Below are 18,521 nucleotides of genomic sequence, written 5' to 3' on the forward strand. Positions count from 1 at the left end.
CTTCTATTCAATTTTATTATTAAAATATCTTTTGATTTCATAGTAAAAGGCTTTCTTCTATTTTCTATTTTCAATTCTCTTGTCATTATTCGCCGTCTCCAGGGTTTTTATGCCGGCTTCTTTTCTCCAACTAAATAACACCGGCACTACAAACAATGTGATTAATGCTATAGACATACCTCCAACCGCGGGGATGGCCATAGGGATCATAATATCGCTGCCACGCCCCGAAGACGTCAGTACGGGCAGGAGTGCCAGGATTGTTGTAGCCGTGGTCATCAAGGCGGGGCGAACACGCTTGGACCCTGCTTCCACCACCGATTTACGGATTTCCTTTCGGCTCTTGGGCTCGTTCCGGTCAAAAGTTTGGGTAAGGTAGGTACCCATTACCACGCCATCATCAGTAGCGATACCAAAGAGGGCGATAAAGCCTACCCATACCGCCACACTCAGGTTTATGGTTTTTATCTGAAACATATGCCGAAGGTTTTCGCCAAAAAAGTCGAAATTCAGGAACCAACCCTGGCCATAGAGCCAAATAAGGATAAACCCGCCAGAAAAAGCCACGAGGATCCCACTAAAGATCATAAGCGAGGTAGAAACTTTTTGAAACTGAAAGTACAGGATCAAAAAGATAATCATCAGTGCCAGTGGCACCACAACACTCAGCGTTTTTTCAGCGCGAATCTGGTTTTCGTAAGTCCCCGTGAATTTATAGCTGAGACCTTTGGGCACCCTGAGCTCCCCGTTATCGATTTTATCCTGAATAAGGGCCTGGGCATTTTCTACTACATCCACTTCAGCAAAACCATCCTGTTTATCAAAAAGCACATAGCCAATAAGGAAGGTATCTTCACTTTTTATAATCTGCGGCCCCTGCTCGTAACGGATATCTACCAACTCATCTAACGGCACGGGCGAGCCGCCCTCAACCGGAACATAGATATTGCCCATATCTTCCGGGCTGTCCCGCAATTCCCTTGGGTAGCGCACGCGTACACCGTAGCGTTCGCGTCCTTCAACCGTTTGACTTAGGCGTTTTCCTCCCACAGCAACCTCCAAAAGTTGCTGAACTTCTTCTATGCTAATACCATAACGAGCCAAACGTTCACGCTTGATATCAAGAAGCAGGTAAGGTTTTCCAACAATACGGTCGGCAAAAACGGCTTCGTCTTTTACACCTTCCACTTGCTTTAACAGGTCTTCCAGTTGGAGTCCAAAATCTTCTATTTGTCGAAGGTTTTGCCCCTGCACTTTGATTCCCATAGGTGCGCGCATCCCCGTTTGAAGCATTACCAGCCGTGTCTCGATGGGCTGGAGCTTGGGCGCCGAGGTTACCCCCGGCAGCTTGGTGGCGGCGGTGATCTCGTTCCAGATATCATCTGGCGACTCTATTTCGGGGCGCCAGTTACGGTAATATTCCCCGTCATCATCTGGAATGAGCTGTTTGTTTTTTACGCGGTGGAATTCCACGATTTCGCTGTCATTATAACTGCCAGCTGCATCTTCGTCCACCTCTAAACTTGGGTTTATTGCCAATTTGCCATTTTTTAACATAAATAAACCGTCTTCATTTACCTGGTAGCGCTGGCGTTCGCCGTGTTCATTCAGCATATATTCAGGTTTGTATTGGATTGTATTTTCATACATGGATATAGGTGCAGGGTCCAGGGCCGACTCTGTACGACCTGCCTTGCCCACTACCGTCTCAATTTCCGGGATAGCGGCCACGGCCATATCCAGCTGCTGCAAGACCCGCTTGTTCTCCTCTACACCTGCATGGGGCAGCGAAGTGGGCATCAACAAGAAGGAGCCTTCATTGAGTGAGGGCATAAATTCCTGCCCAATGTTGCGCATAATCATAAAACCGAGAATAACCAAAACGGTGGGCACCGACAAGAACAACAACTTATTGCGCAAGGCCCAATTGAGGATGCGGGTATAAAATTTTTGGAACAGGGCAAAAACACCCAGCAAACCAAAGGATATAATCCCTACCACAATAAAATTCCAGAAAACACTTTTTTCCAGACCCAACGGACGCCAATACTCGGCTAAAAGTAGCACTATGGCGAAAGCCGAAATAGCTATATTGATAACATTTGATCTTTTGGAACTAATTTTCTTTTTAAGAAGCAGTATTCCGGTTACGCCAAAAGCAATTAGGACAATACCGATGAAATATCCAAAAACAATAGCGGTAAGCCCTGCAATTATCAGAATCCCCTGTATTACCCAGCCCGCGGAAGTACGCCGGGTCCGTTTCTTAAAGAAAGATGCGGCAAATGGCGGAATAAGGAAAAGCGCAACCACTAGGGAAGCCACCAGTGCCATGGTCTTGGTAAATGCCAGTGGGCGGAACAGTTTCCCCTCTGCCCCCACCATAGTAAAGACGGGAAGGAAACTGATAATGGTGGTAAGCACGGCCGTCATAATTGCCCCGGAAACCTCGGCAGTGGCATTGTACACGATTTCATTCGTGGTCAAATATTTCCGTTCTTTGTCCTGATCGAGATGCCGGATGATATTTTCAGATAAGATCACGCCCACATCCACCATGGTCCCAATAGCAATGGCAATACCGGAAAGGGCCACGATATTGGCATCGACATTAAAGAACTTCATCGAGATAAAGACCATTAAAACCGCTACTGGCAATAAACCGGAAATGAGGATGGAGGCCCGTAGGTTAAAAACCATAACGATAATTACGAGTACCGTAATCAGGATTTCCAATGTAAGGGCTTCATTAAGCGTGCCCAGGGTTTCCTGAATCAGTTGCGTACGATCGTAAAATGGAACAATAGTTACCTGCGACTCGCGACCATCTTCCAGCACCTTGGTGGGCAGGCCGGGGCTAAGTTCATTTATTTTATCCTTTACATTATTGATTACTTCCAGCGGATTTGCGCCATAACGAGCCACAACCACTCCGCCAACCACCTCGGCACCTTCTTTGTCCAGGATACCACGGCGGGTTTCCGGACCCAGGTTTACTTTGGCTATGTCGCTTATTTTGATACTGGTAAATTCTTCTGAAGTTACCACGGCATTTTCAATATCTTCTATTTCCTGAACGTAGCCCAGCCCACGTACCAAATATTCGGCCTGATTTATTTCCAAGGTTTGTGCACCAATATCACGGTTGGTTTCCTTTACGGCCTTTACCACCTGTGCCAGGGAAATATCGTATTGACGCATCAGTTCGGGATCCACATCTACCTGATATTCCTGCACATAGCCACCTATGGATGCAACTTCGGAAACCCCGCTGGCACCGGAAAGTCCATATTTCACATAATAATCCTGAATGCTTCGCAGTTCGTGCAAATCCCAGCCCCCGGTAACATTGCCATCTTTGTCACGTCCTTCTAAGGTGTACCAAAAAACCTGGCCCAGCCCGGTAGCATCGGGACCCAGGGCAGGGTTTACACCTTCGGGAAGCAGGTTTGCCGGCAGGGAATTGAGTTTTTCCAAAATCCGGCTACGGCTCCAGTAGAACTCAATATCCTCTTCAAAAATGATATAAATACTGGAAAACCCAAACATAGAGGAACTCCGGATGGTTTTCACACCGGGAATTCCCAGGAGCGAAGTAGTAAGGGGATAGGTAATCTGGTCTTCTATATCCTGGGGGGATTTCCCCTCCCATTTGGTAAAGACAATTTGTTGATTCTCGCCAATATCGGGGATGGCATCTACCGCCACGGGATCGCGCGGAATTAAACCGGTTTCCCAATTAAAAGGGGCATTTACCACGCCCCAGCCTACAAAAAGGACTAGGAGGATAATTGCTACTAGTTTGTTTTCTATAAGAAATTTTATGCCTTTATTTAGCATCTTTATTGATAATTAAACAGTTATACATTGAATAACTTTCTGATAATATCAGAAAATTAAACACAACAAAGTAAGCCCAAGATGGAAGTAACCATAGAGCAAATCTTTCCGATAATTATCGGAAACTGTTTAAAATCAAATTAAATAAGTTTCGTGTAGTTTTTGTACGTTCCTTACAAGATAAGGAGGTGTATAATCTCTAAATGGAACAATGTTCTTATCCAGTCCATCAAAAAGATTAATATAAGTATAAAAGAAAGTAGCAACAAAGGCTTGATGCTCAAAGCTTAAATTGGTGTAAGATGTTTTTAAATCATCTTGACCGTCATTCACTATTTGTGCATCTGAACAGCAAGATTTTTCCGAAAAACCTGCTTCACAACTTTTTTGGGATGATTGATTTTCCATACCACAGGTTTGAGCATTATGAAATAAAGCAAAATCAACCAATGAATCTCCACAATAATGCATATTTACAGTAAACGACATAGTGGTAACAAATACCAAACTCGCCAAGGCTACAGATAATATTTTATGGAAAAACGATTTCATAAGATTGCAAATATATATAAAACAACGAAATATAAAAACATTAATAATTCTTTTCGTTATGTTAAACTTTTACTTCCTATACTATTTTCGACAAAAATAAAAGAATCAAACTTCTAAAAATATGATAAATATCATATTTTTATTTTCTTTTTTGCAGTATGTTCGGCAAAAATAAGTCCTAAAAAATTCATTATTAAAAATTAGTTAACATTTGTTAATTTTTTTTATATTCGTATTATGCAAAGCTTTAATAAAATAATAGCTGTTTCATTGGTACTTGCAGTAATGTTTGCTTCATCGTCTTTTACTGTGAATATGCATTTCTGCTGTGATAAACTCGTGGATATGGCGGTTTTAAATAAAGCTCAGGTTTGTGATAATGCGGTGAAGGCTCAGACCAATCCTTCAAAAAAATGTTCGTTCGAAAAAAAAGGTTGCTGTGCTAATAAATCTATAGTTAAAGAAAGTGGCGATAACTTTCAAAAAGCTTCATTTGAGATGGAAAATCATAAACTGATTTTCCTACACACATTTTTTTACACTTACGTAAATCTATTCGAAGGGTTGGAACAAAATATAATCCCTTTTAGGGATTATGACCCACCCCTCATACCGAAAGATTTTCAAGTACTCCACGAGGTATATTTAATTTGATTTCATCCTAAGTAGGTTCTTTTTCAAACAACCTACCTTATATGTTGGCCTGTACTACGCAAAGGCTAACAACTGGTGCGCTCTATCCTGAGCATACCACACTTTCAACTATTTGAAAAACAGAAATTTATAATCTATTAGAATAAATACCATTCTAAGAATAAATAATTAATACTATGGATTTACAGAGAGAATTCTGGATAAAGAATATGGTATGTAGCCGTTGTCTAAAAGTAATAACGCAAGAACTGGAAGAGATGGGAATAACCGTACTCTCTTTGGAATTAGGTAAACTATTGGTTGAATCTTCAAAAAACACCAACACGGAGGTTACGTATAAAGTTACCAAAGTACTTCATTCCAATGATTTTGAAATAGTACAAAGTGAAGGGGAAATGCTGGTTGAAAAAGTAAAAATCATTCTAATCCAACTGCTTACTCAGTTACCACTTCATTTGAAAACAAATACTTCAGAACATTTGTCTTCTACGCTCAACAGGGATTATAAAATACTGAGCAGGCTGTTTTCTAAAAATGAAAACACCACCATTGAAAAATACTTTATAAAACTGAAAATTGAAAAAGTAAAAGAACTTATTCAATTAAAACAATATTCTTTTTCAGATGTGGCATATATGCTGGATTATAGTAGCATTAACCATTTATCAAGACAGTTTAAAGAGATTGTGGGAATGAGTATGAGCGACTATAAAAACACAGAAAAATGGAAACGAAATTTCTATGATGAAATTATATAAATAACAACGAAAGTTATGCAGATGAAGTAGCATAAAAACAGATAGCTTTCGTGTTAATTATAATATTAAAAACCCTAAAGCCCGAACTCCCTAAGGCTTGTGTTGATAATCCCCCAATTACAACATAAGCCAGTTCAGGTCTTAAAAAGGCGAGGAATAAACATTAATTAAAATAAAAAACAATGAAAAATCACTGGTTATGGATGGTCCTCGGTTGTGGACTGCCGCTTTTACTCATCTTTTTAGCACCATCTATTGGAATTGGTGGTGGCACCTGGCTTTTTGCATTTATTATAATAATGTTCGCAGTACACTTGTTAATGCCCATGCGGCACGGGAGCCATACGCACGGATTGTCCAATGAGAACTTAAAAAAGAAGGATAAAAAAAAAGAAGGACAACATCACTAAAATTTATGTTATGAAACGAAAATTTCAAATTAATGGTATTAGTTGCGGCGGCTGCATTAGCAGGGTCAAAAAGACATTGGAAGAACATCCAAAGATTGAAAAGGCAGAAATTTTTCTGGCACCAAAAGGAGCTACAATCATCACTATGAAGGAAACGCTTTCAGTAGATGAATTACAAAAACAACTCAGCAACCTTGAGGGTTACACAATTGAAAAACTATAAAAGTAACTTAAAATCAAAAATTATGTTTTTTCACGACGGAAGTTTCGGAGGTATGCACCTGATATGGTGGATTATTTGGATGGCGTTTATCATTTGGATTTTCTTTATCCCAACTGATATCCCATACCAAAAACCAAAAAAAGAAAAGCCATTGGACATCCTAAAAAACAGGTTTGCCAAGGGCGAAATTTCAAAGGAGGAATTTGAAGAATCCAAAAAATTATTAAAATCAGATAACCAATCTTAAAACATATAAATTATGTATCGATTAAATGTAAAAAAATTCGGTTTTGCCCTCGGTCTAACAGTATCCTTAATTTATTTGGGCTGTATGATCGTGATGGCTACAGCAGGACAGGAAGGAACGATTATATTTTTCAACAGCCTTTTACACGGTCTGGACACCAGTAATATTATAAGAATGGACGTGCCACTATTAGAAGCATTTTTTGGTATTGTGCAAAGCTTCATTTTAGGCTGGTTGATTGGAGCGTGTATTGCGGCATTTTATAATGCCCAAATAAAAAACAGATGATTTTGCATTAAATAGGATTGTTTAATCGAAAGTTTAGATAAGGCCCTCTTGAATTTAGAACATAATTATATCAAAGATTCATAAACCGCTAAAAATGATAAACAGTAATACTTATAAAAATATTAAGATCATTTTGACTCATTTATTTATTGGGGCAGGTATTTTTTATTTCCTGGTACACCCTTTTACAATGGTAATCTACTGGTTTGAGTTCAGTGATACGCCCTTCTCTTTCCCCTTGTTTCAGCAAGTCTTAGAAGAACGTTTTTTGGAATCTTTCAGTTTCAATATGCGGGGCATGGGCGGACTCTTAACTTTATTGGGAGGATTCTTGGGGATAGTTTCAGGTTTATTCTGGATAAACCTGAAAAAGAAAAATGAAATTATTGGCACACAACAGCGGCTGCTTGTTCGTGATATTGAAGAATTAATCCAGGCCGGTGAAAATGAACGGGTGGAATTCAAATCTTCCATACGCTATGATTATTACCGTAAAACAACCAATCGGGAACTGGAGTTGGTCATTGCCAAAACCATTGTGGGCTTTATGAATGCCAAGGGTGGAAAACTTATAATTGGTGTTGATGACGACGGAAATGTTCTGGGATTGGAAAAAGATTATAAAACCCTAAAGCATAAAAACATGGATGGGTATGAACGTGCGGTGTTCAGGATTATCTCTACACAATTGGGTCACGAGGCTTGTTTCAGCAACCATATTTCGTTCTACAGTATTGATGAGAAAGATGTGTGCGTGGTGGATATCGAACCTTCCAACGAACCGGTTTATGTGAGTGATGAAGGAAACACCACTTTTTATGTACGCACAGGAAATGCTACGTATCCACTATCGGTAAAAGAAACAGTGGATTATTTAAAAACCAAAAAGCTTAAGCTTATGCAATACAACTAGTTTATAAGAGAGGTTGGAAATGAAATATCCAAAATGATTCGATTACTAAATTCTTTGGCTTGACATGTAAATCTAATTCGGACAGAATTAGTGGAATTAAACCCGAAATCAGAGATTAAAAAGACGAAAAAAATGAAAATTGTATTGGCCATAGATGGTTCAGATTTTAGTGAAGTAGCCATTAACGAGCTTAAGAAAATGACTTTATCCTCAAATAGTGAAATTCATATTATAAATGTTTATGAACTTCCTAAAACAACCGGTCTGGGATTGCATACTATGGGCGGCAAGATAGGAAATTACATAGAAGAAATTAAAAGTAACGCTCAAAAATTGGGAAACAAAATCGTTTCAGAAGCTTCCGATAAAATCAAGGCCGAAAACAAGGCACTTACCATAACCACAAGTGTTGTTAGCGGACTGCCCAAAAGTACTATTAATGAAAAAGCAGAAAATTGGGGTGCAGATTTAATTGTAGTAGGCTCTCAGGGTCACGGTGCTTTTTCTCGCTTAGTATTGGGCTCAGTATCCCAATATTTAACCACAAATGCCAAATGTTCAGTACTGATTGCAAGAGATAGAAATAAAAAATGAAAGAAAAGCAAACACATAGCATTACGTTGGAATCCACCTGTAAGATAACAGATGAGATATGTCTTCCCGATACTAAATTACCTCGTGTGGTTATCGTTGGTGGAGGATTTGCAGGTTTGGCATTGGTTGAGAAACTGAAACACAAAGAAGTTCAAGTGGTTTTACTCGATAAAAATAACTTCCATCAGTTTCAGCCTTTATTATATCAAGTGGCAACGAGTGCCCTGGAGCCTGACAGTATTGTATTTCCATTCAGAAAACAAATCAATGGCTATAAAAATGTTTTCTTTCGTTTGGCTGAAGTTGAGGAAATTCAACCTGATTCAAATACTATATTGACCAATAAGGGAAGTGTTTCTTATGACTATTTAGTGTTGGCTACTGGCACGACCACCAATTTCTTTGGGATGGATTCTGTGGCCGAAAATAGTTTGGGGATGAAGGATATTCGCGATTCCCTCAACATCCGTCATATGATGTTGCAAAATTTGGAACAGGCAGCTATTACTTGTGATGATAAAGAACGCGACGCGCTGACAAATTTTGTAATAGTAGGTGGTGGTCCAGCAGGCGTAGAAATGGCAGGAGCTTTGGCAGAGTTTTGCAAATACATCCTTCCCAAAGATTACCCAGAGTACCCTTCTTCCATTATGAATATTTATCTAATAGAAGCCATTGATGAGTTGTTAGGCACAATGTCAGACAAGGCATCATCGAAAACCCTCAAATATTTAGAGGATTTGAATGTAAAGGTATTATTAAATGAAGCTGTAAGCAATTATGACGGCAACGAAGTCACTACCAAAAGTGGTAAGACCATTTTGGCTAAAAATCTTATCTGGACGGCTGGCGTAAAAGGACAATTCCCAAAAGGTATTGATGAAAAACACGTGGTCAAGGGCAACCGTATAAAAACTGGCTCATTTTTAATGGTAGAAGGTTACGAAAACTTTTTTGCCATAGGCGATATAGCGGCTATAATTACTAAAGATACACCAAAAGGGCATCCACAAGTAGCACAGACAGCTATTCAGCAAGGTAAATGGTTGGGTGATTCACTATTAAAAATCATTAAGAACGAGGCACCAAAACCTTTCGAATATAAAGACAAGGGTTCTTTGGCAACCGTAGGAAAACGTAAAGCAGTAGCCGACTTGGGAAAAATGAAGTTTGCTGGCTATTTCGCCTGGTTACTATGGTCCATAGTACACTTGATGTCCATAAGCGGATTTAGAAATAGATTGATGGTTGGTTTTAATTGGGCGGTTAGTTATTTCACTTATGAAAAGAGCAACCGACTGATTATTAGAAATTTTAATCCGAAATCTTCGATTAAAAACAGGGGAAAATAATTTAAAAATGAAGAATAACAGAGAGAATAAAGATAAGCTTTCCCTAATAGGTTCCATATCCCTTGGTACAGGCGTAATGATTGGTGCTGGCATATTTGTCCTAATGGGTCAAATAGCTGAATTAGTGGGAGATCTATTTCCAATAGCATTTATTGCGGGAGCCGTTGTGGTGGGGTTCAGTTCATATTCCTATGTCAAGTTTTCAAATGCTTTTCCGTCGTCTGGAGGTGTGGTTAAATTCCTTAACAAATCCTATGGGCCTGGAACAACAACTGGGTTTTATTCTTTACTGATGTACGTATCAATGGTAGTTTCAGAAAGTTTGGTGGCCGGCACTTTTGGGGCTTATACACTTAGGCTATTTCCAGATTCCTACGCAAATTATGCCTCTGTTCTTGGAGTCGGACTTATTGTTATTGCTTATATAGTGAATATCCTGGGCAATAAGGTTATTGGTGCAACAGCTACCTTTACAGCAGTTGTCAAAGTTTTTGGTATTGCATTGCTCGCCATTGCAGGTTTAATAGTTTCTGGATTTGCAGACATTACAGGAAGCTATATTCCTCAAAATACCGAAGCTTTACCACAGGGCTTTGGCTTTGTGGCTGCATTGGCATTGGCAATCCTTGCCTATAAAGGATTTACTACAATCACGAACCAAGGGGCCGATATTAAAAACCCGCATAAAAATCTTGGTAGGTCTATTATTATTTCTATTCTTATCTGTACGCTCATCTACGTAGCACTGGCTTTGGCTGTTGCCGGAGGTTTAAGCATTCCTGAAGTTATTGCGGCAAAAGATTATGCCCTTGCGGCCGCAGCAAGACCTGTTTTTGGCGAATGGGGCTCCTGGTTTACTATTGGTATTGCTATAATTGCCACGGTTTCTGGGGTCATTGCCAGTATCTTTTCCTCTTCACGCTTGTTGGCAATGCTCAGCAATATGAAACAGGTGCCTTCTTTAAAAAGGATGGGGAACTTTAAAAATCCTGCGCTCATATTCACGGTTTCACTCGCTATATTACTAACTGTCCTATTCGATTTAACAAGAATCGCTTCTATCGGCGCTATTTTCTACCTCATTATGGATATTGCTATTCATTGGGGGCTTGTAAGGCACCTTAAAAAAGAAGTTGATTTTAAACCAATTATCCCCTTGGTTGCCATTATACTGGATGTCGCAGTACTCACGGCCTTTCTTTATATAAAATACCTAAACGATCCATTGGTGCTTATCGTGGCAGCGATTGGGATTATTCTAATAATCGCTGCGGAACGCCTTTTTATGATTTCGCATACAGACGATGAAGGAAATATGCATATGGGAATGGATAAGGAAACTATAAAAGAAAAAATGTAATCAATATTTAAAACTCAAAATTATGGAACATAAAAAAAGAACAACAAAAATGAAAAGCAAAAAATTGATAAGCCGGATAGCAATGGTACCGCTACCAGTACTTGTCTTTTTGAGCATTGATGAAGCTTTGTTTCAAAGCGGTGGCTTCCTCTTTACCCTAAAGCTGGCGATCCTATGGACCTTAGTGAGTATAGGGATTATAGTAACGACAATCCTATTACAGAATAACCAAAAAACGATAACCCTTAAAGTTAAGAAATAATGAAAAGTATAGCGGTTATAGGATACGGAGTCATTGGAAAAAGAGTGGCAGATGCCATCAATCTACAAGACGATATGAAACTTTTAGGCGTGTGTGATGTTATTAGCGACTGGCGCATTCAAAACGCGGTAAGAAAAGAATATGATATTTATGCAGCCACTCAAGAAGCGGCCGATAAAATGAAGTCCGAAGGAATTTCAGTAAAAGGCAATATGCAGGAGCTTTTAGAAAAATCAGACCTTGTAGTGGACTGTACCCCTAAAAAAATTGCGGTTCAAAATGTTGCGATTTATAAAGAACAAAATATCAAATTTATTTTACAGGGAGGCGAAAAACACGAAACCACAGGCCATTCCTTTAGTGCCGAAAATAATTACAAATCGGCTATAAATATAGATGCCACGAGGGTTGTTTCCTGCAACACCACCTCTATTTTAAGAACCTTAACAGCATTAAAAAAAGCTGATCTATTGGATTATGCCAGAGGGACACTCTTGAGAAGAGCTACAGATCCTTGGGAAAGTCATTTAGGCGGGATTATGAACACAATGGTTCCCGAAAAGGATATTCCGAGCCATCAAGGACCAGACGCCAAAAGTGTAGATCCTGATTTGGATGTTATTACTACCGCAATAAAGGTACCCCAAACCTTAAGCCATTTACACTACTGGAACGTGAAGTTAAAAAAACAAGCCTCTAAAGAAGAAGTGCTTAATGCTTTTAAAACGTCCAGCCGTATCAAATTGATTCAATATGACCAAGGTTTGGTTTCCAACAATACCATAAAAGAAATGTTCTTGGATATGGGAAGGCCTTGGGGCGATATGTACGAAGTAGCCCTATGGGAAGATATGCTAAAAGTACATGGCGATGAACTTTTCTATGCTTATGTAGTCGATAATCAAGCTATTGTAATTCCGGAAACAATTGATGCTATTAGGGCATTAACCGGAATTGAAACAGATGGGGCTAAATCCATCGCCAAAACAAATGAAAGTTTAGGAATCCATTAAACACTATCGAGATGAAAATAAGCAAAAACATAATAGGACTTTTAGGAGAAAAGGCAGACTTCTATTTGGAACACGTTTGTGAAAAAATAACAAAGGATGAACTGCAAACCCCCAGTAAAGCAAACATAGATAAGGTATTTGTTCAAAGTAACAGAAATCCACAGGTACTGCGAAGTCTTTCGCAATTGTATAACCACGGAAACCTTGGCGGTACAGGCTATTTAAGTATCCTTCCCGTAGACCAGGGTATTGAGCACAGTGCTGCTTTTTCATTCTATAAAAACCCGGATTATTTTGACCCGGAGAATATTATAAAATTGGCAATAGAAGCAGGATGTAATGGAGTGGCTTCCACCTTTGGGGTTTTAGGATTAAACGCACGAAAATATGCCCATAAAATTCCGTTTATCGTGAAGATTAACCACAATGAACTGCTTACCTACCCAAACAAATATGACCAAACACTATTCGGAAAAGTAAAATCAGCTTGGAATATGGGAGCCGTTGCTGTGGGTGCCACCATTTATTTTGGTTCTGAAGAAAGTAATAGACAGCTAAAGGAAATAGCCGAAGCTTTTGAAGAAGCCCATAGTTTAGGAATGGCTACCATTTTATGGTGCTATACCCGCAATGAAAATTTTAAAACCGAAAAGAAAGATTATCACGCTGCCGCCGACGTTACCGGACAAGCTAATCATATCGGCGTAACGATACAGGCAGATATCATCAAACAAAAATTACCTACAAACAATTTTGGATTTAAGGAAATTGGGTTTGGAAAATATGATGATGAAATGTATAAAACCCTTACCACAGAACATCCCATTGACCTTTGTCGATTACAAGTCGCCAATTGCTATATGGGCAAAATAGGATTGATCAATTCCGGCGGTGGCTCTAAAGGTGAATCAGATTTGACCGAAGCGGTAACAACAGCATTAATCAATAAAAGAGCTGGCGGCTCTGGATTGATTATGGGTCGAAAAGCATTTCAAAAGCCTTTTATTAGAGGGATTGAGTTACTGCACTCCGTCCAACAGGTATATCTGGAAGATAGTATAACCATAGCTTAATTATAACGAAAACAATTTAAAACCAATAAATCATGAAAAACATACTCGTACCTACAAACTTTTCAGAAAACTGCAAGAAAGCAGAGGAACTCGGAATTGAAATGGCAAAGCTTTACAATTCAGAAATTCATTTTTTTCACTTAATTAACACCCCCGTAAACTGGGTTGAGCTAGATAAGGAAAAAGAAAAAAGATATCCAGAAACAGTAAAAGAAATAGGAAGTGCAAAAGCCTCCTTGAGAGCACTGGAAAAAAAAGCAGAACAACAAGAGCTTGAATGCAGGACGTTCCTTGAGTTTGATGGCGGACAGGCAAATATACTTAAACACTCCGGTCATTTTCACCACGACTTTATTGTTACAGGAAGCAGCGGCACCCGAGGTGGAGTGCGCGAATTACTGGGAAGCAATGTAGAGAAAATTGTAAGAAAAGCCGATGTCCCTGTAATTGTGGTTAAGGATGAAAAAGTAACTTTTCCTTTTAATAATATTGTTTTTGTTTCAGATTTTCTGGAAGATGTGAGCGAAGCATTTAAGCAGGTTATTTCTATTGCGGAAAAGTGCGGTGCACATCTTCATTTATTGAGGGTTAATACCCAAACTGATTTTAACAGTATAGAACAGGGTTTGGACCCCATCAAGGAATTCTTGAAGAAATTCCCCGATTTGGATAACTTTTCAATGAATGTATATAATGAACCTGATGTAGAAACAGGTATAAACAATTTTTTGAAATATAAAGATGCCGATTTAATAGCAATGTGTACTAGTGGCCGTACAGGTTTTTTAAGCCTGTTCTCCAAAAGTATCGCCGAGGGCGTAACCAATCATTCCGAATTGCCGGTAATGACCATTAAGGTATAACAATGAATAAACCAGTCCTAATAAAAAAATATTCCGGCGAGTACGAAGCTTTTGATATAAACAAACTCATCAATTCTCTGCGACGTTCACAGGCAGATGAGGATCTTATTCAAGATATAGCACAGGAGGTGCAAGAGCAGATTGAAGAAGGAATGACCACTAAAAAAATCTATCAATTGGCTTTCAAGATGCTAAAATTAAGATCGAGGGTAAGTGCTTCAAAGTACAAACTCAAAAAAGCTTTGATGGAGCTGGGCCCAACGGGCTTTCCATTTGAAAGGTTTGTGAGCAAACTATTAACGCACGAGGGGTTTGTAACACAGGTGGGTGTGATTGTGCAGGGCAATTGCGTGCAGCACGAAACAGATGTGATAGCCCAACAGGATAACGAACATTATATGATTGAATGTAAATACCATAGTGATCAAGGGCGGGTTTGCAATGTTAAAGTGCCCCTTTATATCCATTCAAGATTTTTGGACGTAGAAAAACAATGGGAGCGCCAAAAAGGTCACGAAGCTAAAATTCACAAAGGAGGTTTATATACCAACACCCGATTTACAAGTGATGCTATACAATATGGTAAATGCGTTGGGCTATTATTGACAAGCTGGGATTACCCAAGGGGCGATGGTTTAAAAAACAGGATAGACAAGTCCGGCTTGCACCCCTTAACTGCTTTAACAACGCTGACCAAAGCCGAGAAAATGAAATTATTGGAGAAAGGAATCGTGCTCTGCAAAGAGCTTCACGAAACACCAAAAATTTTAGAACAAGTAGGAGTGCCAAAATCAAGACACAAAAAGATTCTTGAGGATTCAAGAGAACTATGTAGAATTCATTAAAGCACTATTTAAATTTTTAATTTAAAAATAGAAGAAATGAAAACAGATGAACTGAAAGAAAAGGACAGTATCGATTTAGAGCCATTTTACCAAGCATTGGAAGATGATTCTAAACTACTTGAAGAAGCCCTTGAGATATTACTGGAAATGGTACACTTTGAACCTAAATCCATAAGGAAATTGGCTCTTTTTATCAAAAAGGATTCCCGTAATCTATATAAAGAAATAGTGGAATTGAGCAAATCTAACCAAGGTAAAGGAAACACATCTTCCTGCTGTGGTGGACACTAAAAAAATACTATAAAGATGAAAACCAATAAAATAAACATCCACTTTTTGGGAGCAGCAGGAACCGTAACCGGCTCAAAATATTTAGTGGATACAGGAGATATAAAAATACTCATAGACTGCGGACTTTTTCAAGGGCTAAAGGAATTACGCCTTAAAAACTGGGACTATCCGCCAGTGAAAGTTTCGGAAATTGATATGGTCTTGCTTACCCACGGTCATTTAGACCACACGGGCTATCTGCCTCGATTAGTCAAGCAAGGATTCAATGGGCCTATCTATGGTACCAATCCCACATTAGACATCGCCACGATCATCTTGAACGATAGCGCTAAAATTCAGGAACAGGAAGCAGAACGTGCCAACAAAGAAGGCTATTCCAAACACAGTCCTGCCGAACCACTTTACGATTTGAAGGATGTAGAAAAAACCATTCCGCATTTTAAAGGTATTCCACAAGCACAATGGATTCCATTGTTTGACGGTATCAGAGTTCGTTTCCAATACAACGGGCACATTCTGGGTGCCACTTACATTGAGTTGGATGTATACGGGAAACGTTTTGTGTTTTCAGGAGATATTGGTAGAACTAACGATTTACTATTATATCCACCGTTAAAACCGAAAAAAGCCAATGTACTATTTATAGAATCAACCTATGGTGGAAGGTTTCATCCAGATGAAGTAGAAGCACTTCCGCAGATTGAAAAATTGGTCAATGACACTATCAATAGAGGTGGAAGTCTTTTTATTCCAAGTTTTTCGGTAGAACGCGCCCAACTGATGATGGTGATTTTTTGGAAATTATTGAAAGAGAAGAAAATCCCAAAAGTACGAATGATAATGGACAGCCCAATGGGCGCTAGTGTATTGGAATTGTTTCATCGCACAAGGGACTGGCACAGACTAGATGAGAATGAATGTGATGAAATGTGTTCACATTTTACGGTCGTAAGCAGTTATCGGGAAACTATGGAATTACGAACCGATAACAAACCAAAAATTGTGATTGCAGGAAGCGGAATGCTTACTGGCGGAAGAATGCTCAACTATCTCGAAACCCAAGCACAAAATTCAAACAACACTTTGCTCTTTGTGGGTTATCAGGCCGAAGGTACTCGGGGAAGAAAATTATTGGAAGGTGATAAGGAATTGAAAGTGTACGGAAAATGGGTGCCGTTTCATATGGAAGTTGCAGAAATTGAAGGGCTTTCGGCACACGCAGACCATAAAGAACTTATAGAATGGATGGGCAAAATAAAAAATACGCCAGAGCGCATTTTCATAGTACACGGTGAAAAAGAAAGTGCGGAAGCATTGCAGAAAGGAATTAAAGAAACTTATCAATGGGATTCGGAAATCCCACAGCTATATAGTATAGAAAATGTATAATTTGTTAATCATATAAAAATGCAAACCAAAAAAGCAAGCACGAACTGGCAAGTGATTACCGGCGGACCTAGTACTGGAAAAACCACTGTAATTAATATGCTGGCTGAGAGAGGTTATAAAACAACCATTGAGCATGCAAGGCACTATATAGACACCATGCGTACTGAAGGTCAAACGGTTGAAGAATTAAGAAGTAATCGTAAGAAATTTCAAATAGGGGTCTTGGATATGCAAATAGAACAAGAAGCTTCCATATTGCCCCAAGACTTGGTTTTCTTAGATAGGGCCATTCCAGATGCTATGGCATACTATCAATTTTTAAAGCTTGATTATGATGAGAAGCTGCTCACCGCAGTTAAAAACACTTCCTATAAAAAAATATTCATTTTAGACCGATTACCATTCACCAAAGATTATGCCCGTACTGAGGATGAAGAGGCTCAAAAGAAAATACACCAATTAATAATAGATGTTTACACTTCCTTGGGATTTCCAATTGTTTCTGTTCCAGTTTTGCCACCAACTGAACGGGTAGAATTTATTTTAAAAAACATAGAATAGCATACACGATCAAGTATCTAAATGTAATTTATAAAGAAAATGTTTAGAAAATTCAATAGAAAATATCCTACAACATATAGCACAGCTATGATGTTCACGGCAGCATTGTTCTATTTTATTTTGGGCTGTACAGGTATAAATGCTCAAAACGAAATGCTTATCGGGCAGATTTCAGGCAGGGATGTAGTGCGAAAAAATTTTGATAAAGAAGGTGATTTTCTCAATAAACAAACTTTTGAAGCTGGAGAAACAATAAAGGAAAATGGATATTATGAAATAAAGATAGTTACAGAATTGTTTGACAAAAACAAACAATCAACCGATAAATACACTACTACCTACCGTTGTGAGCCAGATGACGCCAATGTAATGATAATGGCTTTTCCGTTTTCCAAGCCAAAATCAAAAGAAACCGAAATTAATACCATTTCTGAAAATTTTAAAAAGCTCTACGATTTACAAAACTTGAAAGATATTAAATTGGAAATGAGTTTTGACTCGGGCTTGTTAAACTTTTTTGGTTCCAAAAGCATCATAAAAATTTATGACCGAAAATTAGAGGATGGGAAAAACACTATAAAATCAAAAATTAATATTAAAGCCTATGCCTGGGGAATTCGCATTAAGCAACTCAATTATACCGTTATCGAAAAATTAAATGAAAAAGGTTTATTGACCTTTCAGGAATTTACAGAAGAGGATAAGAGCTATTTTACAATGAACTATAAATAAAGACAGATGACAAATTACGATACACTTTCAGAAGCCATAAATGACTTACAAGCAAACGACTATCCTTATGATTTCAATTTAAAACCAGAGTGCTTAGAATGTCCTTCCCTGAAAATTGAGATCCGGCCAGAAGATTTTAAAGTAGATAAAACCTATCGCTTTGAAGGAATGAGCAGTACCGATGATAATAGTATTTTATATGCTATATCTTCTAAAAACGGCATTAAGGGTCTTTTGGTAGATGCTTACGGTGTCTATGCTGAAAACCTAACGGAAGCAATGCGAAAAAAATTAAGATAAA

General features: G+C 38.7%; 21 protein-coding genes. 19 read left to right on the top strand and 2 right to left on the bottom strand.

Annotated features, from left to right (window positions below; all coding sequences use genetic code 11):
• Positions 1-57: 57 nt before the first annotated feature.
• Both J0871_RS13185 and J0871_RS13190 read right to left on the bottom strand, forming a co-directional pair.
• Positions 58-3,840 carry an efflux RND transporter permease subunit gene (locus tag J0871_RS13185; RefSeq protein WP_093302934.1) on the bottom strand — a complete coding sequence of 1,261 codons (3,783 nt, stop codon included), beginning with the start codon at positions 3,838-3,840 and terminating at the stop codon, positions 58-60.
• A gap of 135 nt (positions 3,841-3,975) precedes the next feature.
• Positions 3,976-4,392, bottom strand: coding sequence for a hypothetical protein (locus J0871_RS13190; protein WP_057481156.1), 417 nt, complete (start codon positions 4,390-4,392; stop codon positions 3,976-3,978).
• A gap of 830 nt (positions 4,393-5,222) precedes the next feature.
• Here J0871_RS13190 and J0871_RS13195 point away from each other — a divergent pair.
• The 19 genes from J0871_RS13195 (at position 5,223) to J0871_RS13285 (ending at position 18,520) form a co-directional block, all read left to right on the top strand.
• Positions 5,223-5,804 carry a helix-turn-helix domain-containing protein gene (locus J0871_RS13195; protein ID WP_027884436.1) on the top strand — a complete coding sequence of 194 codons (582 nt, stop codon included), beginning with the start codon at positions 5,223-5,225 and terminating at the stop codon, positions 5,802-5,804.
• Between the two features lie 182 nt (positions 5,805-5,986).
• Positions 5,987-6,214: a hypothetical protein gene (locus tag J0871_RS13200; RefSeq protein ID WP_034892122.1), complete on the top strand. Its 228-nt coding sequence runs from the start codon at positions 5,987-5,989 to the stop codon at positions 6,212-6,214.
• 10 nt (positions 6,215-6,224) lie between these two features.
• Positions 6,225-6,437: a heavy metal-associated domain-containing protein gene (locus J0871_RS13205; RefSeq protein ID WP_027884438.1), complete on the top strand. Its 213-nt coding sequence runs from the start codon at positions 6,225-6,227 to the stop codon at positions 6,435-6,437.
• 22 nt (positions 6,438-6,459) lie between these two features.
• Positions 6,460-6,684, top strand: coding sequence for an SHOCT domain-containing protein (locus tag J0871_RS13210; RefSeq protein WP_027884439.1), 225 nt, complete (start codon positions 6,460-6,462; stop codon positions 6,682-6,684).
• 12 nt (positions 6,685-6,696) lie between these two features.
• Complete coding sequence (locus tag J0871_RS13215) at positions 6,697-6,972, top strand: DUF5676 family membrane protein (RefSeq protein ID WP_027884440.1); 276 nt, start codon at positions 6,697-6,699, stop codon at positions 6,970-6,972.
• A 94-nt stretch (positions 6,973-7,066) separates the two neighbouring features.
• Positions 7,067-7,885 (top strand): ATP-binding protein, encoded by an 819-nt coding sequence (locus J0871_RS13220; RefSeq protein WP_037314446.1) that lies wholly within the window; start codon positions 7,067-7,069, stop codon positions 7,883-7,885.
• 132 nt (positions 7,886-8,017) lie between these two features.
• Positions 8,018-8,479 (top strand): universal stress protein, encoded by a 462-nt coding sequence (locus J0871_RS13225; RefSeq protein WP_075327984.1) that lies wholly within the window; start codon positions 8,018-8,020, stop codon positions 8,477-8,479.
• Positions 8,476-9,831 (top strand): NAD(P)/FAD-dependent oxidoreductase, encoded by a 1,356-nt coding sequence (locus J0871_RS13230; protein WP_208225790.1) that lies wholly within the window; start codon positions 8,476-8,478, stop codon positions 9,829-9,831. The genes J0871_RS13225 and J0871_RS13230 overlap by 4 nt, the downstream gene beginning before the upstream one ends.
• Positions 9,832-9,838: 7 nt before the next feature.
• Positions 9,839-11,191 (top strand): APC family permease, encoded by a 1,353-nt coding sequence (locus tag J0871_RS13235; protein WP_208225791.1) that lies wholly within the window; start codon positions 9,839-9,841, stop codon positions 11,189-11,191.
• Positions 11,192-11,213: 22 nt separating this feature from the next.
• Entirely contained in the window at positions 11,214-11,453 is a 240-nt protein-coding gene (locus tag J0871_RS13240; protein ID WP_208225792.1) for a hypothetical protein, read from the top strand.
• On the top strand, positions 11,453-12,466 hold the full coding sequence (locus J0871_RS13245; protein WP_208225793.1) for a type II glyceraldehyde-3-phosphate dehydrogenase: 1,014 nt from the start codon (positions 11,453-11,455) through the stop codon (positions 12,464-12,466). The genes J0871_RS13240 and J0871_RS13245 overlap by 1 nt, the downstream gene beginning before the upstream one ends.
• 11 nt (positions 12,467-12,477) lie before the next feature.
• Positions 12,478-13,539 carry a class I fructose-bisphosphate aldolase gene (locus J0871_RS13250; protein ID WP_093302924.1) on the top strand — a complete coding sequence of 354 codons (1,062 nt, stop codon included), beginning with the start codon at positions 12,478-12,480 and terminating at the stop codon, positions 13,537-13,539.
• A gap of 32 nt (positions 13,540-13,571) precedes the next feature.
• Positions 13,572-14,402: a universal stress protein gene (locus J0871_RS13255; protein ID WP_075327068.1), complete on the top strand. Its 831-nt coding sequence runs from the start codon at positions 13,572-13,574 to the stop codon at positions 14,400-14,402.
• A 2-nt stretch (positions 14,403-14,404) separates the two neighbouring features.
• Positions 14,405-15,247, top strand: a complete 843-nt coding sequence (locus tag J0871_RS13260) for an ATP cone domain-containing protein (protein WP_208225794.1) — start codon at positions 14,405-14,407, stop codon at positions 15,245-15,247.
• 36 nt (positions 15,248-15,283) lie between these two features.
• Positions 15,284-15,538: a hypothetical protein gene (locus J0871_RS13265; RefSeq protein ID WP_208225795.1), complete on the top strand. Its 255-nt coding sequence runs from the start codon at positions 15,284-15,286 to the stop codon at positions 15,536-15,538.
• Between the two features lie 15 nt (positions 15,539-15,553).
• Positions 15,554-16,927 carry an MBL fold metallo-hydrolase gene (locus J0871_RS13270; RefSeq protein WP_208225796.1) on the top strand — a complete coding sequence of 458 codons (1,374 nt, stop codon included), beginning with the start codon at positions 15,554-15,556 and terminating at the stop codon, positions 16,925-16,927.
• Positions 16,928-16,945: 18 nt separating this feature from the next.
• Positions 16,946-17,488 carry an ATP-binding protein gene (locus J0871_RS13275; protein ID WP_127844260.1) on the top strand — a complete coding sequence of 181 codons (543 nt, stop codon included), beginning with the start codon at positions 16,946-16,948 and terminating at the stop codon, positions 17,486-17,488.
• 39 nt (positions 17,489-17,527) lie between these two features.
• Positions 17,528-18,220, top strand: a complete 693-nt coding sequence (locus J0871_RS13280) for a hypothetical protein (protein WP_243870498.1) — start codon at positions 17,528-17,530, stop codon at positions 18,218-18,220.
• A gap of 6 nt (positions 18,221-18,226) precedes the next feature.
• Entirely contained in the window at positions 18,227-18,520 is a 294-nt protein-coding gene (locus J0871_RS13285) for a phosphoribosylpyrophosphate synthetase (protein ID WP_208225797.1), read from the top strand.
• The last annotated feature ends 1 nt before the right edge of the window (position 18,521 follow it).

This window comes from Salegentibacter sp. BDJ18, from assembly GCF_017579965.1.
GTDB lineage: Bacteria > Bacteroidota > Bacteroidia > Flavobacteriales > Flavobacteriaceae > Salegentibacter.